Consider the following 22,628-nt stretch of genomic DNA (forward strand, 5'->3'; position numbering starts at 1 on the left):
GCCTGACCCTTCATCTGTCTACATGAAATCAAATCAGAACGCCTTTATGGACGGCATTTTCAAGAACATGACGCGCTCGTTTGCGTTCCTCGTGTTCATATTGCTGGCTGCCATCTCTATTTCCCTGATCTATGGAAGCCGGGAATCCATTGCCGAATACGGTTTCTCTTTTCTCTGGACGAATAACTGGGATCCGGTCAATAACGAATATGGCGCACTGGTGCCCATTGCCGGTACCTTGCTCACTTCCCTGATCGCACTCTGTATTGCGGTGCCGGTCTCTTTCGGGATTGCGATGTTCCTGACGGAACTCTCGCCAGCTTGGCTGCGTCGTCCTTTGGGAACGGCTATTGAAATGCTGGCCGCCATCCCTTCCATCATTTATGGCATGTGGGGCCTGTTTGTTTTTGTGCCCCTGTTCCAGCGCTATGTGCAGCCCAGCCTGATCTCCCTGTTTGACGGGGTGCCTTTGCTGGGTCAGATCTTTGCGGGCCCGCCCTTCGGGATTGGTGTGTTCACCGCCGGTCTGATTCTGTCCATCATGGTGATCCCCTTCATTACCGCGGTGATGCGTGACGTCTTCGAGCTGGTTCCTCCCATGCTCAAAGAATCTGCTTACGGTCTGGGCAGCACGACCTGGGAAGTGATGTGGCGTGTGGTTTTGCCCTTCACCAAGAACGGGGTGATTGGCGGCATCATGCTGGGCCTGGGGCGTGCTCTGGGTGAAACCATGGCCGTTACCTTTGTGATTGGTAACTCCTTTAACTTGCCCAGTTCGCTGTTTTCGCCGTCGAACTCGATTGCGTCGGCACTGGCCAACGAGTTTAACGAAGCCGGTGGCATGCAGAAGTCTGCCTTGCTGGAGCTGGGTCTGATCCTGTTCCTGATCACCACGGTTGTATTGGCGATCTCCAAGTTGCTCTTGTTGCGTCTGGCCAAGAACGAAGGCACGTCGCGCTAAGGATCACCTACCATGTTTGATAAAAAATCCGCAATTAGTCTGAGCAACCCGATCTACAAACGCAGGCAGGTGTTTAACCGCCTGATGCTGGGTGTGTCTTTTGCTGCTTTGATCTTTGGCCTGTTCTGGCTGTTCTGGATCATCTGGACCCTGATTGAAAAGGGCAGCAGCGCCATGGCCTGGTCCCTGCTGCTGGAGAGCACACCGCCTCCCGGTGGTGAGGGCGGTCTGCTCAATGCCATCGTCGGTAGTGTCATGATGGCTGGCGTGGGCACTCTGATCGGTACGCCTATCGGTATTCTGGCGGGTACTTACCTGGCTGAATATGGTCAGCGTGGCTGGCTGGCTCCGGCAACCCGCTTTTTGAACGACGTGCTGCTGTCGGCTCCGTCCATCATTATTGGTCTGTTCATCTACGCCGTATACGTGGCCCAGGTGGGACACTATTCGGGTTGGGCGGGTGCCTTGGCACTGGCTATTCTGGTGATCCCCGTGGTGGTGCGTTCTACCGACAATATGCTGATGCTGGTTCCCAACGGTCTGCGTGAAGCGGCTTCGGCTTTGGGCTGCCCCAAGTGGAAAGTGGTGATGGCCATCTCTTACCGCGCAGCCTTGCCTGGTATCGTGACTGGCGTTTTGCTGGCCGTGGCTCGTATTGCCGGTGAAACCGCACCGCTGTTGTTTACAGCCCTGAACAACCAGTTCATGTCCTTGAACATGAACGCACCTCTGGCTAACTTGCCAGTGGTTATTTTCCAATACGCTGCCAGCCCTTTCGAGGACTGGAACCGACTGGCCTGGGCGGGTGCAGTTCTAATCACCTTGCTGGTGTTGGGTATCAATATCCTGGCCCGCAGCCTTTTCCGCCAAAAATAACATTTTCACGGAGCGCCCTTGTCGGCTATCGCTATGAGTCAAATTATTACCCCCGCCGAATCGATCAAGATTGAAATCAAAGACTTGAATTTCTACTATGGCAAGTTCCATGCCCTGCGCAACGTGAACATGTCCATCAAGGAAAAGAAAGTCACGGCTTTTATCGGACCTTCGGGTTGCGGTAAATCCACCTTGCTGCGCACGCTGAACCGCATGTACGAGCTGTACCCCGGCCAACGTGCTGAAGGCGAAATCCTGCTGGACAATGAAAACCTGCTGACTTCCAAGCAGGACATTTCCCTGATCCGCGCCAAAGTGGGCATGGTGTTCCAGAAGCCCACGCCGTTCCCCATGAGCATTTACGACAACGTGGCCTTTGGCGTGCGTTTGTTCGAGCGCCTGAGCAAAGGTGAAATGGACGAACGTGTGGAATGGGCCTTGTCCAAAGCCGCACTGTGGAATGAAGTGAAAGACAAGCTGCACCAAAGCGGTAACGGCCTGTCTGGTGGTCAGCAGCAGCGTCTGTGTATTGCCCGTGGTGTGGCGATCAAACCTGAAGTTCTGCTGCTGGACGAACCTTGTTCGGCACTGGACCCGATTTCTACGGCCAAGATCGAAGAGCTGATTGCGGAACTGAAAACGGACTACACCGTGGTGATCGTGACCCACAACATGCAGCAAGCTGCTCGTTGCTCGGACTACACCGCGTATATGTACCTGGGCGAGTTGATGGAATTTGGTGAAACCGACCAGATCTTCGTGAAGCCTGCTCGTAAAGAGACTGAAGACTACATTACTGGTCGTTTCGGTTAATCAGACGGATGCAGGCAAAACTGCCTCGCGGCGCTTCGTCTGGAGTTTGATGAGAGCCATACTTCCACATCGGGGCAGTCGTTCCTCTGTGGCAAACACCCCAATCGCTGGATTTATGTCCAATGATTGGGGTGTTTTTTTATCCCTTGGCGCGGTGATGCGGAGTTGGCTCCGGTAATGGGAGTAGCGACGGTCTTGAGTCGTGCAGCTTGTAGACGTGACCTGATTCAGGCGAGCGACAATTGACAGCCAGCAGCCAGCAGCCAGCAGCCAGCAGCCAGCAGCCAGCAGCCGGCAGCCAGCAGCCAGCAATCACCCGTAGACTGTTCGCTTACTGGCTCAACTTGCGTAAAGCATGACGTATGACTTTGCCTGTCGTGGTCATGGGCAGGGCATCTACAAACTCAATCAATCGTGGGTACTCATGTGCAGCCACCCGGCGCTTGATGTGCTCCTGAATCTCCTTGACCAGCGCTTGTGATGGTTCGACATCCTCTTTCAGCACAATAAAGGCTTTCACCACTTCAGTGCGCTCTGGGTCGGGTACGCCAATGACGGCGGCCATCGCGACAGAAGGATGCCCCATCAGGCCATCTTCAATCGGGCCTGGGCCAATGCGGTAGCCGGAACTAGTGATTACATCATCATCCCGGCCTACGAACTGGATATAGCTGTCCTCGTCCTGTATGCCTTTGTCGCCCGTCAGCAGCCAATTGCCCACGAATTTCTCACGAGTCGCCTCAGGTCTTTGCCAGTAGCCCAGAAACATCACCGGATCGGGAGCTTGCACGGCAATATGGCCTTCGACCCCGGCTTTCTGAATTTGCCCCTGATCATCCACAATCGCGACCTTGTGCCCAGGCACCGCCTTGCCGATCTTGCCTGCCTGACCGGGAAACCAGGCCGAGCAGGAGGACACGATCATATTGCACTCGGTTTGTCCGTAGAACTCGTTGATGGTGATGCCCAGTTCCTGTTTCGCCCAATCCAGCAGTTGTGCGCCCAGTGACTCCCCACCGCTGGCAATGGAGCGCAGTTTCAGAGGCCATTGCTCACGCGACCATTCACTACGACGCAGCATCTTCAAGGCAGTGGGTGGCAGGAAGGTATGCGTGACGCCGTGTTCGGACATCAGCTTCCAGGTGGCTTCGGCGTCGAATTTGGGGAAGCGGTAGGCCAGAACGGGTATGCCGTGATGCCAGGCGGGTAACAGCACATCCAGCAAGCCGCCAATCCAGGCCCAGTCAGCGGGCGTCCACATCAGACCTTGGCCTGCGGGCAGAAAGTTGTGCGACATTTCCACGCCGGGTAGATGGCCAAGTAGAACGCGATGCGCATGCAAGGCACCTTTGGCTGAGCCCGTGGTGCCGGAGGTATAGATCAGCAAGGCAGGGTCGTCAGCACGGGTATTCAGCGTAGAGGGGGCAGGGTTGGGGTGCGCCTGGATGGCTTGCCATAGGGACAGCGCTGGGCCTTGATCGTGTCGGCTATCACTTTGATAAAGGTGCTTGAGTTGCGGCAGGTGTTCCCGCAAAGGTAATACCGTATTCAGCCCCGTTTGATCGGTAACGATTGTGCTGGCACCGGAGTCATTCAGGCGATAGCGCAGGGCATCCGTGCCAAACAGGGTGAATAAAGGCATGGCAATGGCGCCGATCTTGTAGGTCGCCAAATGCGCCAGGGCAGTTTCCAGACCTTGAGCCAGAAAAATGGCGATACGGTCGCCCGCCTGTATGCCTTGAGCTTGCCAGGCGGCGGCCAGCGAATCGGACCAGCTCTTGAGTTGATCGAAGGTGTAGCGTTTGACCTGACCATCGGGCAGTTGCTGGATCAGGGCCAGACGTCCGGAACCATCGGCCCATTTGTCGCAGGCGTCTTGGGCAATGTTGTAGTGCTCGGGGATGGACCAGTGAAATTCCGAGTAGCTTTGTGAGTAAACAGAATCAGCAGACAGCATGGGAGGCACTTTTTCCAAAGGTAAAACAGACCTCCATCCTAACGCTTATGGCGGGATGCCCCTATCCGGGCTAGTCAGTAGAGAGGCGAGTAGGGAGATGGAAAGAAGGCGACGCCGACTGGACGCTGAAAGTGACAGGCAAGAAAAACGGCGCTGGGGGTGCGCCGTTTTTCGTCCTGCTTTACTACAACTACCGACTTTTACTGCTAAAAGAACTGCATGTTGTCACTTCAAACGACTAACTACTGTTGCGAACAGCGACTGCTCAGGGAAAAGTGATAGAGATGCCCTCAGGTCCAAGGATTACTTGGCTTCCTTCGTGGCGGCATCACGATGTTGCTCGTGTCCTTCACGGTGACCACGACGATGCTGGCCATCGGTCTTGCGTTCCACCACGGTAAAGTCGCCGTTTTCACCTTCGGAGCGGACGCGGACGACTTTGCCGTCTTTATCCACGACCATGGCCATGATGTGATCACCACGCTGGTGCAAGCTACCTACCTTGGTGTAGCCCGCGTCTTTCAGGCGCTGGTAGGCAGGACCAATGTCTTTGACTTCATCCGCGGTCAGGGGTTTGTGGTCGCGGGCCTGACGTGTTTGTTTCTGGGCGGTTTGTGTTTGGGCCGCGGGGGTCGCTTCCTGGGCAATGGCAGCGGTGCCGCCCAACAGGCTGGCGCTCAACAACAAGGCGGAGAAAAGGGAAGTGCGTTTCATGTGTAGCTCCTTCATGTAATCGAAAAGTAGTGCTGTCAGATTCCTGGGTAGCTTCCTTTTGAGTGGGGAAGGTTTGTTTGTCCTGTCAGCCTGGTGCCCATTATGAGCAAGCGGCTCTGAATCTAAACTGAAGTCGCTGTTCATGTTATGTTCATCCGCAGCTTGCTATATAAGGGGGGCGTGATCTTTTGATCCCTCTTTTTTTTCTGCACGTACCGGTTCCCATGATGTCCTTGAAACGATCTGCACTGCTTGTGTGTCTGGCCGCGGTTCTGACCGCCCTGATGCCACAGGTAGGAGCCCGCTCTCATGATGATGCCCCCGCCTGTGATACACATCGGCGGGGCGATTCGTCCTGGGAGACGCAAGAGCGCCCGGACTGGTCAGGGCATGAGTATTGGCAGGACGAGGACTGTGAACGCCGCCCGCCACCACCACCTCCGCCTAGAGATCGTTTTGGGCCTAACCCTGATTGGCCCCCCGGACCGGCGTATCGAGGCCATGATCAGGCCCGTGAGGCTGTACGCCGGGGTGAGGCCTTGCCCTTGAGGGAAGTGCTGCGGCGTGTCCGCGGTGATTATCCTGGCCGGGTGCTGCGAGTGCAGTTTGAATATGATGATCACTTTGAGCTTTGGGTGTACGACATCCGCATGCTGTTTGACGACAACCGTCTCCTGCGACTGAAAGTAGATGCCTTGAGCGCCGAAGTGCTGCTTGTGCGTGGCGTTAAGCGTCCGCATTCCAAAGGACATTGATATGCGGATACTGGTTGTCGAGGACGAACCCACTCTGGCGGCACAATTGCAGCAGGCCCTGGAGCGGGCCGGTTATGCCGTTCAGGTGGTCCATGATGGTGAACAAGGCCACTACCAGGGTGAAGTCGAGGCTTTCGATGCGGTTGTGCTGGATCTGGGTTTGCCGGGGATGGATGGCGTATCGGTACTGAGGCGCTGGCGTGCATCGGACATCAATATGCCGGTGCTGATTCTGACCGCCCGTAATGACTGGCACGACAAGGTAGAAGGCATGGATGCGGGGGCGGATGATTATGTAGCCAAGCCTTTTCACATGGAAGAGCTGCTGGCCCGTATGCGTGCCTTGCTGCGTCGTGCGGCGGGGCAGGCGAATCCGCGTTTGCAATTGGGTGAGCTGGAGCTGGATGCGCGCTCGTCCTCGATCAGTTGTGCGGGTATGGTCCTGGCCTTGACCAGCCATGAATATCGCTTGCTGGCGTTCATGATGCATCACCCCGGTCAGGTACTGTCACGTACGCAATTGACCGAACATATTTACTCTCAGGACTTTGAGCGCGACTCCAATACTATCGAGGTTTTCATTGGTCGTTTGCGCAAGAAATTGCCACCGGGCTATATCGAAACGGTGCGCGGAATGGGGTATCGCCTGGTGGACCCGCAAGCATGATTGCGCTTCGCGGTCGTACCGCCCTGGGTTCCTTGCGCAGTCGATTGCTGTTGGGGACCTTGGCCTGGATTTTGCTCAGCATTGTCTTGGCCGGTTTTGGTTTGAACCGCTTGTTTCAAGACCATGTTTACCGCCAGTTTGAGCAGCGTTTGCAAACGCATCTGGATCAGATCATGGCGGACGTAAATCTGGACAGCAGCGATGGCGTAACGTTGCAATCGCGCCTGAGTGACCCCTTGTTTGAGCAACCCTATTCGGGCATGTACTGGCAGATTGCACGTCAGGAAGAGGGCAGTAATCAGTGGGCAGTGGCCTTGCGCTCGACCTCCCTGTGGGATGAAGCCCTGGATGTGAATGCGCCTGATACGCCCAATGGCGTCTTGTCGCTGACAGGCCCCGAAAAGCAGCGTCTGGTGGTGCTGCGTCAGGAGCTGGACGAGGTCAACGAGAAAGGCCAAAGCTTGCAGATCATGGTGGGCGGTAATCGGGAATTGTTGGCCGAACCTCTGGCCCGCTTTGAGCGGATTCTGTTTCTATCCTTGGGTGGCTTGGCACTGGGGCTGATTCTGGCCGCCGTGTTGCAAGTGGTGCTGGCTTTGTATCCCCTGCAATTACTGCGCCGCCGTTTACTGGATGTGCAGGAAGGACGAGAACCGCAGGTAGGTGGCAGCTTTCCTAGTGAAATTCAGCCTTTGGTGGACGACTTCAATGCTGTGCTCAGTGCCAATGCAGGCATGGTGGACAGGGCGCGTGCGCAGGCCGGAAACCTGGCCCATGCGGTTAAAACACCGCTGACGATCATGGGCAATGCCGCAGAGGCACAAGACCCGCATCTGGCGGGCCTGGTAAGCGAACAGGTAGCCTTGGCTCAGCGGCAGGTGGATCATCATCTGTCACGTGCACGGGCGATGGCGGTACGGGCCATCGGGGTGCGTACTGATGTGTCTGCCTGCCTGCAATCTTTATGCCGGGTGATGGGGCGTTTGCATAGTGAAAAACAGATCCATCTGGACGTAGCGGATCAAACCTTGGTCTTTAAGGGTGAAGAGCAGGACCTGCAGGAGATGGCCGGTAACTTGCTGGATAATGCCTGCAAATGGGCGAGCCAGCATGTCTGGTGTCAGGTATGGCAGCAGGACAATGTGCTGCATCTGGTGGTGGAAGATGATGGCCCCGGTCTGGACCCAGAGCAGTTGGAGCGTGTGTTTGGCCGTGGTCAGCGGGCCGATGAACGTCATCCGGGCTTTGGTTTGGGCTTGGATATTGTGCGCGAACTGGCGCGTAGTTATCAGGGACAAGTGCAGGCCAGTGCCTCGGAAAAAGGTGGCTTGCGTCTGGATTTGACCTTGGCCAGTTAAAACGCCCGGCAGAGCGGGCGCTTTTTTGGCTGTGTGGTCTGTGGAAAGAGGCAGACTAGTTCCAGGGGCCGCCGTCACCGCCCAGACTGTAGCGACCGGCACCAATCAAACCTACCGTTAGAGCACCAATCAGGAACATGCCCTGAAGCTCCAGAGCCCAAATACCCTGGGCATTAAAACTGCCAATCTGGTTGCTATGGGCCAGTAACAGGGCGATGACCATGTTCATGGCTACAATCAAACCACCTGCGCGGGCGTAGAAACCCAGAATCATCAGGACGGGAGCGATCACTTCGCCTATGTATACGCCCCAGGCCAGAAAGCCAGGCATATTATTGGCGATCAGCATTCTTTCGATGCCACCAATGCCATAACGTATCTTGGCGATGCCGTGCAGCAGGATCAAGATACCGACCGTGACACGCAGCAAGAGTTTTCCAAGATCATCACGAGACATACAGACGCTCCATTATGTAGTGGGACAGGAAGGTGCGTTATTGTAGAAGACCGGGTTCTTAAAAGTATGACGGAGCATTTACATGACACAAAAGCAGGCTGTCGCAGCAGAACTGGCCCCCAGCGGGGTTTTGCGTGTTGCCATGAATTACGGCAACCCCGTCCTGGCCCAACGCGGTGCCACTGATCAGTCACCCAAAGGGGTGTCGGCAGATCTGGCCCGCAGCGTGGCGCAAGAGCTGGGTTTGAGTGTGCACTTTCATGGCTATGACGCCGCCCAGGCGGTGGTGGAAGCTGTGTACAAGGATGAGTGGGATTTGGCCTTTTTGGCGATTGATCCCAAGCGTGCTGAAAAGATCCGTTTTACAGAAGCCTATGTGCATATCGAAGGCACCTATCTGGTGCGTGCCGATTCGATCTTCCAGGCGACGGATCAACTGGATAGGCATGGGGTCTGCATTGCAGTGGGGAAAGGGGCGGCTTATGACCTGTTTTTGAGCCGTAACCTGAAGCATGCCGATTTGGTGCGCGCTACGACCTCGGCTGCGGCCATTGATCTGTTTGTAGAGCAGGAACTGGATGCCGCTGCCGGTGTGCGCCAGCCTCTGGAACGCTATGCCAGTTCACGCAGTGGTCTGCGTGTTTTGCCGGATAGTTTCACTGTGATTCGTCAGGCGATGGCCGTGCCGTCGGAACGGACCCTGGCCCATGCCTGGATCGAGGCGTTTATTGCCCGACAGAAAAAAGAAGGGATGGTGGCGCAGTTTCTGGCCGATAGCGGCCAGGCCAATGTCACGGTGCCGGAATAGGCTGAAGACGCGTATTCAGCTCGTCTTGCAGAGCCTGTCTGAACAGGGCCTGTGCCTTGCCTACCTCCTGTCCTTTGGACTGCAGCAGATAAATTGGCAAGTCCAGGCCATTGCTGCCAGTCGCGAACTGGATGCGGCTCAAGCGCCCCGACTCCAGTGAGGGGCCCAGGCATGACAAGGGCAGGTTCGCCCAACCCAGTCCCCGCTCCACCAGTTCTAGCGTCAGGGAGAGGTTATCTGTCTTCCATTGGCGCAGACTGAGCATGGATCGGTCTTTGCCTATATCGTCGTCGGGGCTGGTGATCACAATCTGCCTGTAGGCCTTCAAATCCTCCAATGGCCGGGGGTTATTCTGCAGCAAAGGGTGGCCGGGCGCGGCGACGGCGCTAATGGTTTCTGTCCATAGCGATTGCACAATCCCCACGCTTTCCAGCTCCAGTCCTCCATAGGCAAGGCACAGGTCCAGTTCGCGCTTTTTCAGGGCCTTGACCAAGGTGTCCTGCGGCGCAGTCCGCAGCTCTATGTCCAGGCCGGGATAGCGTTGCTCCAGGGCTTGCAGGGCAATCAAGGCAGGCTCGGGATTCACGTCACACACGATGCCAAGACGCAAATGGCTTTCCAGTCCACCCGATAATTCCTGCAAATGCAGGCGCAGACTTTGCAAGCGACTGCTGATCAGTTTGGCATCGGGCAGCATGGCCAGTAGTTCTGCCGTTGGGACGGGTTCACGGCGGCTGCGATCAAACAGGGGCAGGTCCAGTTCGGCCTCCAGATTGGCTACCGCCATGCTGACGGCGGACTGGGTGCGGCGTAAGGCGCGTGCAGCAGCGGAGAAGGAACCGTGTTCGACCACGGCGAGCAGCAGTTCAAGATGATCACTGGTAAGCATGGCTAAACCATAAGTAAAACTGATGGAATCTGACTTTTTCTAAAAGCTGTACCCCGGATAATCATCCTTTTGAACATTTTGATCAAGGATATTTATCGTGCAGGGATGGAAAAGAAGAGTGGTCTATGTGGGTATGTTCGAGCTGTTGGGCATGATGGTGGCGGCTGTCGTGCTAGGACATTTGAGCGGGGCGGGGGCGATGGAAAGCGGTGTGCTGTCTTTTATGATCAGCACGTGCGCGGTATCGGTGAACCTGTTCTACAACATGCTGTTTGAGGCTTGGGAGCGTCGTCGCCAGATTCAGGCGCGCACCTTCTGGCATCGGGTGCTGCATGTGGCCGGATTTCAGATCGTGCTGGTGTCCTTGCTGATTCCGCTGATCGCGTGGTGGCTGGATGTCAGCCTGTGGAAGGCATTTCTGATGGAAGCGGTGCTGTTGGCTTTCTTTCCCATCTTTGCGTTCATTTACAACTGGGCGTTTGATTCTATTTTTGGCTTGCCCAATTCGGTCGGGATCAGTTCTAGCCAGGCCTAAGCGGCGGAGGCCAAGTGGCTGCCCGGACTTGTATCGTCGCAGCCAGCTCATTGATTCAGCAAAACAAAAAGGCCTTGCAGATTGCTCTGCAAGGCCTTCGAATTTTTTGGTCGGGGCGATAGGATTCGAACCTACGACCCTCTGGTCCCAAACCAGATGCGCTACCAGGCTGCGCTACGCCCCGACTAAGAAAAAAATTATATCTCGTGGCGATGAACTTGGCAAGCAAATGCCCACGACAAAAAGGGGCTTGAAGGTATTTATCTGGAGTCAGCTAGTTTTCAGCGCTGTAAAGATATGTTTTTATCTTTGGCTTAAATATTTTAGGTGCTTATAGTTAAGTGGCAAGCCGATAACAAAGCATGTGTTCTTTGTTGTTTTCCACACGAGTAGCATTTATGCACCGGGGGTTGGCAAAGACGTTGGGGGCGAATGCTGCTCATCAGTTTTCCAAAAAGGAGAAAGCACGATGAGCCAAGTTTTACAGGGTGGCATACTGACACGGCGGCACTTTCTGACAATGGTCGGGTATGCCGCAGGTGGTGCGGCCATGTATCAGGCCATGATGCGGCTGGGCCATGCGGCCGAAGGGAGTTACGACGGCCCTATCCGCCTGGAAGGCAAACCCAAGCCTGGGACTTCTGTCGTCATTCTGGGGGCCGGTCTGGCGGGTATGGTGGCCGCTTTGGAGCTGCGCAATGCAGGCTACAAGGTCAAGATCCTGGAGTTTCGGGAGAAAGTAGGCGGGCGAAATTGGTCTTTGCACGGCGGAGACAGTTTTACCGAGCTGGGTGGAGCCAAGCAGGAGGTGAAGTTCGACAAGGATCAGTACATTAATCCCGGTCCGTGGCGGATTCCCTTTCATCACAGAGCCTTGATTGATTACTGCAAACGACTCAAAGTCCGGCTGGAGCCCTTTGTCCAGTACAACTACAACGCTTACTTGCACAGCAGTAAACATTTTGATGGCAAGCCGCAGCGCTTTCGCCATATTCACGCGGACTTTCAGGGACAGGTGGCCGAGCTGCTGTCCAAGGTCATCAATACCCAGGCGCTGGATGCGCCCATGTCCAAAGAAGATCAGGAAAAGCTGCTGGAGGCCCTGCGTAGCTGGGGGCGCTGGACAAGAACATGGCTTACGTTAAAGGTCATGCCAGCTCTGATGTGCGTGGCTTTGAGCGGGACCCTGGCGGTGGCTTGAACGCCGAGCCCGTTTTTTCCGAGCCTCTGGCTCTGGCCGATATTGTGCGTTCCAGCGTTTGGCACAATATGGGCATTCACGATCTGTATGAGTTCCAGCAAACCATGTTCCAGCCTGTAGGTGGTATGGATCAGATCGGGGTGGCGTTTGGCAAAGAGCTGGAAGGGCTATTTACCTTTAATGCCAAGGTCACGGCCATCAAGCAAAGCGATGGCAAAGTCACGGTCACGTATACCGATCAGACCAAGAGCCAGGAACATAAGGAAACGGCAGACTGGTGTGTCTGCACCATTCCGCTGTCCGTGTTGAGCCAGATCGAAGTCGACTCCAGCAAGGAAATGCGGGCAGCTATTGATGCCGTGCCGTATGCGCCATCGGTCAAGATCGGCTTGCAATTCAAGCGACGCTTTTGGGAGGACGATGAGGCCATTTACGGTGGCATCAGCTATACGGATCTGCCCATTACCCAGATTTCTTACCCCAGTGGCGGGATGAATGCCGGGGGCAAGGGCGTGTTGCTGGGGGGCTATATGTTTGGGCCTAGTGCGACAGAGTGGTCCTCGCTCAGTCCTGAGGATCGTGTCAAGCATGCGCTGGAGTATGGCGCGCAGATTCACCCTCAATACAAGGACGAGTTTGAAAGCGGGGTGGCCGTGGCTTGGCACCGCGTGCCGTGGACCTTGGGTTGCTACGGTTTATGGACGGATCAGACCCGCAAGGCGCATTACAACAACCTGTGTCAGATAGACGGGCATCTGGTGCTGGCCGGTGAGCATGCTTCTTATATCAACGCCTGGCAGGAGGGGGCGATTCTGTCTTCCCTGAACGCCATTAGCCGCTTGCACAGTCAGGTCGTGGGTAATCAGCAAGCCGATTCCAAAGGAGCCCAGTCATGATGATGCGATCTTTAGCGATACTGCTGGCTTCTGGCTTTCTGACTGTCAGCTATGCCGATACGGCGGTGGTGGGAGGCGACACTCAGGTCTTTACCCAGAAAACGGGCAAGGAGTTGTATGAACAGGTCTGTGCCTCCTGCCACATGCTTGATGCCAAAGGGGCGACAGGGGCGGGGACCTATCCTTCCCTGTCCAAAAATCCCAAGCTGGGAGCACCGGCCTACGCTGTGTTCATGGTGACCCAGGGCAATCGGGCCATGCCGGGTTTAGGTGGTTTGATGAATGACGAGCAAATTGCCGAGGTGGTTAATTATGTACGCTCGCATTTTGGCAATGAGTTCAGTGACAAGGTCACAGCCAAGGATGTAGCGGCGCAACGGCCCAAAGACCATCAGTATGTTGATCTGAACTGATAGGGAGCATGGAGAGTCAGGGCTGTGGGGCTCCAGGCCCGATAGCCCTGCTGAATCCACTGCATGCAAAACAGGAAAGTAAATATTGCCGCCGGGATAGGCAGCAGGGCAAAAAGCTGAATACCCAAACGGCTTGCTTGCCCACGCAGGCCGCGCCTGTAGACATGGATGCCGATCAGGCAAGCGCACAGCGGAAACAGAAAGACGGGCAGAAGCAGGAATAGGATGGGCACAGTCAGCAGGCACAGCAGCAAGGCAAGACTGCTCAAACCTATAATTTTTGAGTCGCTCATTTCGGACTCCTGACCATGTTTTTCGCTTAAAGCATAACGTACTTGAGGCTACAAACTGATGTTGCTGGTGGGGGCAGGTACACGTGTTGCCTGGCAAAGCAGGCTAATTGAATCGTGCTCGCGGGCGAGCTGAAGTGAGTCCGGCAGGAAAGCAAGCGTTGCCCGAGAAGCGGGCAAAGAAAAAGGCTTAGTTCACTGTGTAATGAACTAAGCCTTTAATTCTTTAATGGTCGGGGCGATAGGATTCGAACCTACGACCCTCTGGTCCCAAACCAGATGCGCTACCAGGCTGCGCTACGCCCCGACTAAAGACAAGCATAATAGAACGGATTCAGCACTTCGTCAAGCGCTGCACGTCCTGATTTAACGCTTTTGCAGGTGCGGCAGGGTGTAAGCCTGCTCATGGTAGGCCCAGCTAGGCCAGAGCACATGGGCCAAGGCTTCTTTAGCCAGTGCTTCGTCAATTTGCTCCAGCGCTTCGTACTTGTCTGGAGCGGTATAGCGGTACTGGCAAGGCGGCAGGTGGGGCATCAGCACAGTCAGGATGTCGCCTTTCAGATAACCGTAGTTCTCAAAGTACTGCATCATGGCCCGGTCGCTGTCTTGCTGGGTCAGATCACGCCCAATCATGGGGTGTTCGCTTTCAATACCCATCAGGGACAGCAAAGTGGGGGCCATATCGATCTGGCTGACAATGCGGTCGTCCTGGCGGCTGGGCACGCCTGCCCCCAGAATCAGGGCAGGGATATGGAAGTGGCGCAGGGGTACCAGATTGGCACCTCCAACACGGGAATCGTGATCGGCCACAATCAGGAATACGGTGTTGTCCCAGTACTCAGATTCACGGGCTTTCTTGAAAAAGTCGCCAATGGCCCAGTCGGCATAACGCACGGTGTTCTCGACCGTCGCAGGATCGCCGTCAATCTGAATACGGCCAGCAGGATACTCCCAAGGCGAGTGATTGCTGACGGAAAAAGCCAGTGTCAGCGTGGGGTGTTCAGTGTCCTGACTAAGCAGTTGGTGCAGCTTGTTGAACATGTCCTCGTCGCTGGCACCCCAGGTGCCGACAAACTCGGGGGATTCAAAGCTGGACTGCTCATGCAGCTCATCAAAGCCATTACCCAGGAAAAAGCTCTTCATATTGTCAAAGTGGGCTTCACCGCCATAAATAAAGCGCGAGCGGTAGCCTTGTTCCTTGAGCAACTGGGCCAGGGTGAAAAAGCGGGTTTGGGAGCCAGGCAGCCGCAGCACGGCATCGGCTACGGTGGGCGGGAAACCGGCGGAAACGGCTTCCAGACCGCGCACAGAACGGGTGCCCGTTGCGTAGGCACGACGGAAGTTCCAGCCCGTTTGAGCCAGCTTGTCCAGTTCTGGGGTCAGGTTTGCGCCGCCCAGATTGCTGACGTATTGTGCGCCCAGGCTTTCTTCCACAATCAGGACCAGATTGGGCTTGCGTGTACCTTTCTGGGCGGGTGTTTGGCGGTGCAGAGTGGGCAGATTATCCGGCCCGGCGGGCAGGGACGCGGCATCGCGCACAATCTGGTTCATTTCCGCTGCATCCATGCCGCCGTAAATGTCTTCAGCAGAGCGCTCGTTTTTCATGCTGTAAATGGCGTAGGCCACGTTGTACAGCGAGTTCAAGGGCAGGGTGTTGAGCATGCTGTCGCTGCTCCAGGCCACCGATGAGGGGTTGATGGGGCGGTGCGCCAAGGTGCCGCGTATCGCCAGGGCGCACAAGGCGGCGCCGACCAGCATCCAGATAGGACGCAGCCACCAGCTCATGACCGGATCGGGGGCAATATGCCCAAAAATAGACCAGCCTGAATAGACAATCAGTCCCAATCCGATCAGGGCGATACCAATCATCAGCTTGTAGCCTTTCCAGAGCATGCCCATGACTTCTTGAGGGTGCTTCAGGTAATCCACATACAGGCGGTTTGGACGGGTGTCGTATTCAATAATGAATTGGGGCGTGGACACTTCCAGCAAGGTCAGCAGGAACCAGGCGAAGGTAAACCAGAGAGCCGCTACCGTGGTCATCACGGGGAAATGTCCCACCCAAGGGGCCAGCAGCACAACAGGAGCACTTAAGGCGGCAATCATCAGGGCGTCAATACGCAAGCCACCTATCAGAATCGGCAGCAGTCCTCCCGCCTGACGCACACGTGGCCACTGCCAGAAGGCAAAGGCCAGCCTGAACGCAGTCAGCAAGATCAGGGCAGAGGGAATAAAGACGTAAACAAGATGGCGCATAAGAATGTGGTCCTGGGCCGACCCATACGCCACGGACGGTGGCACTGGCATCGAATTGCACGATTGTATGTCAGTTTAATAAGCAAACTATGTCGTTAAACGGACAGGGTCTGAACGGGGGAAGCGTTCCAGGGGCCAGGTAGCGTTCAAGAGCAAAAAAAGAGCAGGCTGCTTGCTAAGACAGCCTGCTATTAAGGAGGAGCTAAAGGGGCCCAGCCCTGAGCTCAGGGCTGGGGGCAGGCTTAGGCAACGCGTTGGCTGGGTTCCGTGCGAGAACGGAATTGGCTACGTTGCTGTTCGCGCTGGGCGTAGGCTTTGAGGTGACCGGCATCTTTGACATGGCCATAGCCACGGATCAGATCCGGGTAGTTCAGCCAACGCTGCGCCACTTCCAGATTGTCTGCATCCAGGTGTGCGCTGACTTCGTTCAGGTCGGCCAGATAGTCTTCAATGTTCTGACGTTCCTGACGACGTTCCTGGGTGTAGCCAAAGATATCCAGCGCTGAGCCACGCAAACCACGCAGACCGGCCAGAATCTTGAACAGGCTACGGGTCGAGGGGCCGAACTTGCTCTTGATAGGCTGGCCCTGGCTGTTCTTGCGACCTAGCAGGGGTGGAGCCAGATGGTATTGAATCTGGTAGTCCTTGCCAGGCTCACCCGCAAACTGGGCACGCAGCTTATCCAGGAAAGCCGGGTCGGTATAAAGACGGGCGACTTCGTACTCGTCCTTGTAGCTCATCAGCTTGGCCAGTTGCGTGGCAGCGATACGGGTCAAAGGTAAAGCCTTGTCCTGATCCAGGCGGGACTCACGTTCCATGACGGAGGTGATGGCATCACGGTAGCGCTTGGCCCAGGCCGGATTCTGATAGGCGCTCAGGTGTTCTTCCATGCGCTTGATCAGGGATTGCACGCTTTCAGGGAAGGCAACGGCGCGAGCCTTGGGTGTAGCACCTTCCATCAAGGCTTCAATCCCTTTCTCCGCCGCCAGGCGGCCCCACTGGAAGGCTTTGCGGTTGGCTTCAACGGACACGCCGTTCAGCTCAATGGCGCGCAGCAGGCTGTCCATGTGCAGAGGAATCCAACCACGCTGGAAGGCATAGCCCAGCAAGATGGGGTTGGCATAGAGAGCATCGCCCATGACGTGTACGGCCAGGGCGTTGGCATCCAGATAGCGGATATCCTGGCCCACAGCGCTTTCAATATCTGTGCAGGCGGTTTGCAGTGGGAATTGCCAGTGCGCGTTGCCAATCAGATCCGAGGTGGGGCTGGCTGCCGTATTGATAATGGTGTGCGTGCGGTCGCGACTGACGCGGCTCAGTACATCGGTGGAGGCGCTAACCAGTGCATCGCTACCAATCAGCAAAGAAGCCTCGCCGGTAGGAACGCGTGTGGCATGCAGCAAGTCGGGCTGGCGAGCAATTTGCACGTGGCTCAGCACGGCACCGCCTTTTTGTGCCAGACCGGCCATGTCCAGTACGCTGACGCCTTTCTGTTCAATATGAGCCGCCATGCCTAGCAGGCCGCCCACCGTGACCACACCAGTTCCACCAATACCCGCGATCAAAATGCCGTAGGTCTTGTCCAGGCTAGGTAGCTTGGGCAAAGGCAATTCGGCCAGATTGAAGGATTCCAGCGAGCGACCTTGCGCTTCCGGCTTGCGTACTTGCGCCCCTTTCAGGGTGACAAAACTGGGGCAGAAACCGTTAACGCAGGAGAAGTCCTTATTACAGGAGGACTGGTTGATACGACGCTTGGAACCCATAGGGGTGTCCAAGGGTTCTACGGACAAGCAGTTGGACTTGACCGAGCAATCCCCGCAGCCTTCACAGACCGTGTCATTGATAAAGGCGCGCAGGGCAGGGTCAGGATACGTGCCCTTTTTGCGACGGCGACGTTTCTCTGTGGCGCAGGTCTGGTCATAGACCAGGATGGTGGTGCCGGGTATTTCACGCAGCTCGCGCTGTACGCGGTCCAGCTCATCACGGTGATAGATAGGAGGATTGCCCGCCAGGGTCAGACCCTTGAATTTTTCGGGCTCGTCGGTCACGACCACGATCTTGCGGGCGCCTTCCGCATGCACCTGGGCAATCACATCGGTGACTTTCAAAATCCCGTCTACGGGCTGGCCGCCTGTCATGGCGACGGCATCGTTATACAGAATCTTGTAAGTGATATTGGAGTTGGCAGCAATCGACGCACGAATCGCCAGTACACCCGAGTGGAAGTAAGTGCCATCGCCCAGGTTGGCAAAGACGTGCTTTTCATCGGTAAAGGGTTGCTGGCCAATCCAGGCGACCCCTTCGCCACCCATATGGCTGAAGGTGGACGTGTTGCGATCCATCCAGACCGTCATGTAGTGACAGCCAATCCCGGCCATGGCGCGCGAACCTTCAGGCACGCGGGTAGAGGTATTGTGCGGACAGCCCGAACAGAACCAGGGTTTACGCTCTACGCTGACGCGCGGCATGCGGGCTTCACGATCCTTGGCGTCCAGAATAGCCAGACGGGCCTGGATGCGGGCTTGCAGCTCCTCAGGCAGGCCCATGGTGCCCAAGCGGCGGGCAATCGCGCGCGCAATAATGGCGGGCGATAGTTCACCTTGCGGAGGCAACAGCCAGGGGGAGCGCGACAGAGACCATTCGCCACCGCCGTGTTCGGTTTCATCGAATTTGCCGTAGACCTTGGGGCGTACATCGTCGCGCCAGTTGTACAGCTCTTCTTTCAGGGCGTATTCCAGAATCTGGCGCTTTTCTTCCACCACCAGAATTTCGGACAGGCCTGTGGCGAACTGGCGGGCGTCCTGCCCGTCCAGAGGCCAGATACAGCCCACTTTAAATAGTCGGATGCCTAGCTCGGCACAGAGCTCGTCGGACAGGCCCAGATCGGCCAAGGCCTGGCGAGTATCCAGATAGGCCTTACCGGCCGTCATGATGCCAAAGCGGGCGTCGGGCGAATCAATTTCGACACGGTTCAATTTGTTGGCACGCACATAAGCCAAAGCGGCGTACCACTTGTGGTTCATCATGCGGGCTTCCTGAGCCAGCGGAGGATCAGGCCAGCGAATATTCAGGCCGTCAGCCGGCATGTCCTCGATTTCGGGCAGGACGATTTTCAGATTGTCCGGGTCCAGGTCGACCGAGGCGTTCGATTCCACCACTTCGGTGACGCACTTCAAGGCCACCCACAGACCGGAGAATCGGCTCATGGCCCAACCATGCTGGCCGAAGTCCAGGTACTCCTGCACGTTGGCCGGATACAGCACGGGGATACCGGCGGCGGCAAAAACGTGATCGGACTGGTGGGCGACGGTGGAGGATTTGGCGCCGTGGTCATCGCCCGCCAGAACCAGCACGCCACCATGACGGGCACTACCGGCCGAGTTGGCGTGCTTGAGCACGTCCATGGAGCGATCCACGCCGGGGCCTTTGCCGTACCACATGGCAAAGGTGCCGTCGAAACGGGCATTGGGGTAAAGATTGGTTTGCTGGCTACCCCAAACGGCGGTAGCGGCCAGGTCTTCGTTCAGCCCGGGCTTGAAGACGATGTCGTGTTCTTTCAGGTGTTTGCTGGCTTGCCACAGAGCCTGGTCTACGCTCCCTAATGGGGAACCCCGGTAGCCAGAGATAAAGCCGGCGGTATTCAGACCAGCGCGCTGGTCGCGTTCCTTTTGCAGCATGGGCAAGCGCACCAGCGCCTGTGTGCCGCTCATATAGGCGCGGCCCTTGGTGACAGTGTATTTGTCGTCCAGGGACACGGATTCCAACATGGCCTTGTAAGGTTTGTTGAGTGGGGCATTCATGAGTTTGTCTCCTGCAAGAAGGATGGTTTTCGTGCAAGTTGTTGTAGTTTGTTCTTTAGTCTAGGGCAGCTTTTTGTTATCGTAAAATCAAATTTACGTGTACCTGATATCTGAAAAACGGATGGCTATGAAACACGAAGTGACCTTGAGACAGTTCCGCTATTTCATCGCTGCGGCCGTTAGTGGGCAGTTCTCGGCGGCGGCTCAGGCGGAGAACGTATCGCAGTCGGCAATCAGCAATGCAGTGCAAAGTTTGGAGCGTCAGCTAAATGTGGCGCTGTTCGAGCGCTTGCCGCATGGCGTGGAATTAACGCCACAGGGGCAGGCGTTTTTCCATCATGCTCACCACGTTATTGATGCCGTCAGTGATGCGCTGAATCATGCGGATTTGCGCCGTCAGAATATCGAGGGGCAGATTCGGGTAGCAGCGGGCTACACAGTGCTAGGGTATTTTCTACCCGACCTGATCAGCCGTTTCAAGCACAGTTACCCCAATATTGATATCGAGCTGGTGGATATGGAACGCCCTGAAATGGAAGCGGCCCTGCAAAGCGAGCGTATCGATCTGGGTGTTGCTATTTTGTCGAATATCACCGATCTGGCCATGTATGGTCATCATCGCTTAAGCAGCTCGCGCCGTCGTTTATGGGTGTCGGATCAACATGCTCTGGCCAATGAATCCAGTGTTTCACTGGGGCAGGTCAATAACTATCCCTTTATCTTTCTGACGGTGGATGACGCCGACACGGCCGCCAGGCGGCATTGGGGACTGCCTGGCTTTCCAGAGCGAGTGGCAATGCGGACGCGTTCACTGGAAGCCGTGCGAGGTCTGGTGGCTTATGGCTTTGGGGTGACGATTTTGTCCGATATGGTTTACCGCCCCTGGTCCCTGGAAGGCAAGCGCATCCATGCCATCGGGATTAGTGACCCGGTGGAGTCGGTAGAGGTGGGCTTGTTATGGCCGAAAGGGCGGGAACCACAAGGTTTGGTGGCCTTGTTCCAGCGCTTTTTGATCCAGGCCTGTGATCATGATATGGCCCGCGCCGGCATGGGTAGCCGACGCGGTGGGGGACTGCTTTGAGTTCGGCTTAACTCGGCTCAAGGCACCAGGGCCAGACCAATACGGAATTGCGAAGAACGATCACGGTAGCCCAGCATGGTTTCGGCATAGCCCGAGAAGTACTGGCCATAGAGATAGCCATTCATGTTCAAAGGCGTGCGCTTCAGCGGCCAGGCAATCGAGAACTCGTGTGTGTTGCGGCTACCTGCAGCTTTGTTATACATACCGGACAGGACCAGCCCGTTGTCCTGGGCGTAACGCAGCTTCCAGTCGTAACGGCCACGGTAGTGCGCCCAGTCGGCGTTTTCGCCCATAAACACATAGTGTTTGATACGTGGGGCAAATGTCAGCGTGGCACCGTGATCAAAGCGGTAATTGAACTCGGGCTGGATGAAGACTTCGTTCATGGAACGGGAGTCGTCGCCTGCCTTGCCGTTGGAAGCGTGTTCATAACCGGTTGCCAGGCCCATGAACAGACGTTTCTGCTCGGATTCCCAGATGGAGTCCTTGCGCCAGAAGAAGCTGGGGCGGTACGTGGTGTCCACAAACGGTTTGGAGTCGGCGTGCAGATCCCACAGGGCTGTTTGCGTATAGCCAATATAGAAGTGGTCGTAGAACTTCGGATTGCTAGGATCGTCAGGCGAGTGCAGGCGGTACTTGAAGCTCAACTGGAAGCGAGCATTCGTGCCGCCTTTATTGCCACCAATAAAGTAGGTCGGGTCGTGGGCCGAGATCGCGTTGCTGAAGTTCTCGAAACTGGAGTTCGCTGGGCGCAAACCCTCGCCGCTATTAATGGCGGGACCTTCAGCTTGTGCTCCGGCAGCAACAGCCTGTGCGTAGGGCAATTCAGGATCAATGACCCGAGGATCGCCACCTGCGCCCGCATTAATTACCGGCGCGGTGGCGGGGCGTGACGTAATCGGGCTTTGGCCTTGCGAGTTGGTATCCAGCGCCAACATGACCCGCTCGCCTTCAATATTGACGGCTTGCAGGCCGGTCAACCCATTGGGGACCACAGCCCGCCAGCTATAGGCAGTGAAGTTGTTGGTGGGGATGGACGCTCGCGGTCGGGGGGTAACCAGTTCAGCCAGACTTCGGATGACGTTGCCGTCATTGTCACGCCACTGCAACACCAGATTTTGCGGGGCGGTCCAGCTCATCAAGCTGCCCGTATCGTTGTAGACGATGGCATCAATATTGACGCTTTCGCCTGAACTGGCCTGTACTTGGCGCAACTGATACGTGATACCGGCTTGTGCGGTATTCAGGATGGCGCTCAAGAGTAGAAAGGGGGCCGATAAGATTAAAGAGTGCTTACTTAATTTCTTTGCTGTCGGCATGAAAAAGAGATCCAGAAAAACGAGTTAATCCGTACACGACTGTACCATTTGCGACTAAAAATACTACTTATAATTATTTTTCTTACAGTATTGACACTCTGAATGGCTTGCTGCTTATCTAAAACGGCTTTTCAGGCTAGAATATTCGATTGTCCTTTTTGGCCCTTATTTTCCTCCAAAATTCGGCCATGGATTAAGTCCTTGTTTATACAGGATCTTGATTTTCAGGACCTTGCATTGCCCAGTTTTCTCTGGCGATGCCATCAGAACCGGCGGGTGTAGCTCAGTTGGATAGAGCACAGGCCTTCTAAGCCTGGGGCCGGGGGTTCGAACCCCTCCACCCGCGCCAATCTTATTCCTTTTCTTACGCGGTTTGCGCCTGGTCTGTCAGGATCGCAGTAGCGTTTTTGTGCGCTCCGTTTCTCTTGTTGATTACCATTTAACTATCTGTTTTTACAGCGAAATTCATTGTCGCGGCAAAGGTCTTTGCTGCCTGCGGGAAGGCTGTATATTGCCCGTCCTAGGCATAACCCTGAGGCGGTGCTGTTAGTAAGTATGGTGTAAGTGTCGGGCTCTAATGTT

18 protein-coding genes, 3 tRNA genes and 1 pseudogene are annotated in these 22,628 nt (G+C 55.9%); 12 read left to right on the forward strand and 10 right to left on the reverse strand.

The annotated features are described in order from the left end of the window. The first annotated feature begins 22 nt into the window (after nucleotides 1-22). The 3 genes from pstC to pstB are packed head-to-tail and all read left to right on the forward strand — an operon-like array spanning nucleotide 23 to nucleotide 2,650. A complete protein-coding gene (pstC, locus tag OSH09_RS11595) occupies nucleotides 23-961 on the forward strand; it encodes a phosphate ABC transporter permease subunit PstC (RefSeq protein ID WP_207873502.1) in 939 nt (312 codons plus the stop codon). Nucleotides 962-973: 12 nt separating this feature from the next. Further along, the gene (gene pstA, locus OSH09_RS11600) at nucleotides 974-1,837 is read left to right on the forward strand and encodes a phosphate ABC transporter permease PstA (RefSeq protein ID WP_207873503.1); all 864 of its coding nucleotides are present in this window, start codon (nucleotides 974-976) and stop codon (nucleotides 1,835-1,837) included. 33 nt (nucleotides 1,838-1,870) lie between these two features. Further along, nucleotides 1,871-2,650, forward strand: a complete 780-nt coding sequence (gene pstB, locus OSH09_RS11605; RefSeq protein WP_189392002.1) for a phosphate ABC transporter ATP-binding protein PstB — start codon at nucleotides 1,871-1,873, stop codon at nucleotides 2,648-2,650. A 331-nt stretch (nucleotides 2,651-2,981) separates the two neighbouring features. Here the strand turns inward: pstB and OSH09_RS11610 are convergent, their stop codons facing one another. Next, entirely contained in the window at nucleotides 2,982-4,607 is a 1,626-nt protein-coding gene (locus OSH09_RS11610; RefSeq protein WP_266121050.1) for an acyl-CoA synthetase, read from the reverse strand. Nucleotides 4,608-4,910: 303 nt separating this feature from the next. Further along, nucleotides 4,911-5,321: a hypothetical protein gene (locus OSH09_RS11615; protein WP_266121051.1), complete on the reverse strand. Its 411-nt coding sequence runs from the start codon at nucleotides 5,319-5,321 to the stop codon at nucleotides 4,911-4,913. A 227-nt stretch (nucleotides 5,322-5,548) separates the two neighbouring features. Here OSH09_RS11615 and OSH09_RS11620 point away from each other — a divergent pair, with 227 nt between their 5' ends. From OSH09_RS11620 to OSH09_RS11630, 3 genes are read left to right on the forward strand one after another with little or no spacing between them, the layout of a single operon-like run. Beyond that, entirely contained in the window at nucleotides 5,549-6,076 is a 528-nt protein-coding gene (locus tag OSH09_RS11620; protein WP_266121052.1) for a PepSY domain-containing protein, read from the forward strand. Nucleotide 6,077: 1 nt separating this feature from the next. Then, complete coding sequence (locus OSH09_RS11625; RefSeq protein ID WP_266121053.1) at nucleotides 6,078-6,743, forward strand: response regulator transcription factor; 666 nt, start codon at nucleotides 6,078-6,080, stop codon at nucleotides 6,741-6,743. After that, entirely contained in the window at nucleotides 6,740-8,101 is a 1,362-nt protein-coding gene (locus OSH09_RS11630; protein WP_266121054.1) for a sensor histidine kinase, read from the forward strand. The genes OSH09_RS11625 and OSH09_RS11630 overlap by 4 nt, the downstream gene beginning before the upstream one ends. Before the next feature lie 55 nt (nucleotides 8,102-8,156). Here the strand turns inward: OSH09_RS11630 and OSH09_RS11635 are convergent, their stop codons facing one another. Then, nucleotides 8,157-8,558, reverse strand: coding sequence for a DoxX family protein (locus tag OSH09_RS11635; RefSeq protein ID WP_207873509.1), 402 nt, complete (start codon nucleotides 8,556-8,558; stop codon nucleotides 8,157-8,159). Between the two features lie 82 nt (nucleotides 8,559-8,640). Between OSH09_RS11635 and OSH09_RS11640 the strand changes: the two genes are divergently transcribed. Further along, nucleotides 8,641-9,366 (forward strand): transporter substrate-binding domain-containing protein, encoded by a 726-nt coding sequence (locus OSH09_RS11640; protein ID WP_266121055.1) that lies wholly within the window; start codon nucleotides 8,641-8,643, stop codon nucleotides 9,364-9,366. Here OSH09_RS11640 and OSH09_RS11645 read toward each other — a convergent pair. Beyond that, nucleotides 9,350-10,255: a LysR family transcriptional regulator gene (locus tag OSH09_RS11645; RefSeq protein ID WP_266121056.1), complete on the reverse strand. Its 906-nt coding sequence runs from the start codon at nucleotides 10,253-10,255 to the stop codon at nucleotides 9,350-9,352. The two genes, OSH09_RS11640 and OSH09_RS11645, sit on opposite strands and share 17 nt — an antisense overlap. Nucleotides 10,256-10,352: 97 nt before the next feature. Between OSH09_RS11645 and OSH09_RS11650 the strand changes: the two genes are divergently transcribed. Beyond that, nucleotides 10,353-10,790, forward strand: coding sequence for a PACE efflux transporter (locus OSH09_RS11650; protein WP_207873512.1), 438 nt, complete (start codon nucleotides 10,353-10,355; stop codon nucleotides 10,788-10,790). Between the two features lie 107 nt (nucleotides 10,791-10,897). Here OSH09_RS11650 and OSH09_RS11655 read toward each other — a convergent pair. Beyond that, nucleotides 10,898-10,974: transfer RNA gene (locus OSH09_RS11655), tRNA-Pro, on the reverse strand. A gap of 285 nt (nucleotides 10,975-11,259) precedes the next feature. Here OSH09_RS11655 and OSH09_RS11660 point away from each other — a divergent pair. Together OSH09_RS11660 and OSH09_RS11665 are read left to right on the forward strand one after the other, a co-directional pair. Next, nucleotides 11,260-12,887, forward strand: a pseudogene (locus tag OSH09_RS11660) (flavin monoamine oxidase family protein). After that, nucleotides 12,884-13,300 (forward strand): c-type cytochrome, encoded by a 417-nt coding sequence (locus OSH09_RS11665; protein WP_207873514.1) that lies wholly within the window; start codon nucleotides 12,884-12,886, stop codon nucleotides 13,298-13,300. The pseudogene OSH09_RS11660 and the gene OSH09_RS11665 overlap by 4 nt, the downstream one beginning before the upstream one ends. Here the strand turns inward: OSH09_RS11665 and OSH09_RS11670 are convergent. The 4 genes from OSH09_RS11670 to OSH09_RS11685 form a co-directional block, all read right to left on the reverse strand. Continuing rightward, a complete protein-coding gene (locus OSH09_RS11670; protein WP_266121057.1) occupies nucleotides 13,279-13,593 on the reverse strand; it encodes a hypothetical protein in 315 nt (104 codons plus the stop codon). The genes OSH09_RS11665 and OSH09_RS11670 overlap by 22 nt on opposite strands. A 227-nt stretch (nucleotides 13,594-13,820) precedes the next feature. Then, a tRNA-Pro gene (locus tag OSH09_RS11675) sits at nucleotides 13,821-13,897 on the reverse strand. Between the two features lie 59 nt (nucleotides 13,898-13,956). Next, nucleotides 13,957-15,846 (reverse strand): LTA synthase family protein, encoded by a 1,890-nt coding sequence (locus OSH09_RS11680; protein WP_266121058.1) that lies wholly within the window; start codon nucleotides 15,844-15,846, stop codon nucleotides 13,957-13,959. Nucleotides 15,847-16,088: 242 nt separating this feature from the next. After that, nucleotides 16,089-19,646, reverse strand: a complete 3,558-nt coding sequence (locus tag OSH09_RS11685; protein ID WP_266121059.1) for an indolepyruvate ferredoxin oxidoreductase family protein — start codon at nucleotides 19,644-19,646, stop codon at nucleotides 16,089-16,091. 127 nt (nucleotides 19,647-19,773) lie between these two features. On the opposite strand from OSH09_RS11685, the gene OSH09_RS11690 reads away from it, so the two are divergent. Further along, nucleotides 19,774-20,727: a LysR family transcriptional regulator gene (locus tag OSH09_RS11690; RefSeq protein ID WP_376912280.1), complete on the forward strand. Its 954-nt coding sequence runs from the start codon at nucleotides 19,774-19,776 to the stop codon at nucleotides 20,725-20,727. Nucleotides 20,728-20,744: 17 nt separating this feature from the next. Here OSH09_RS11690 and OSH09_RS11695 read toward each other — a convergent pair whose 3' ends face one another. Beyond that, nucleotides 20,745-22,046, reverse strand: a complete 1,302-nt coding sequence (locus OSH09_RS11695; protein ID WP_376912279.1) for a phospholipase A — start codon at nucleotides 22,044-22,046, stop codon at nucleotides 20,745-20,747. A gap of 272 nt (nucleotides 22,047-22,318) precedes the next feature. On the opposite strand from OSH09_RS11695, the gene OSH09_RS11700 reads away from it, so the two are divergent. After that, nucleotides 22,319-22,395: transfer RNA gene (locus tag OSH09_RS11700), tRNA-Arg, on the forward strand. Nucleotides 22,396-22,628: the final 233 nt, after the last annotated feature.

It is taken from the genome of Alcaligenes parafaecalis, assembly GCF_026344135.1.
Taxonomy (GTDB): domain Bacteria; phylum Pseudomonadota; class Gammaproteobacteria; order Burkholderiales; family Burkholderiaceae_B; genus Alcaligenes; species Alcaligenes parafaecalis.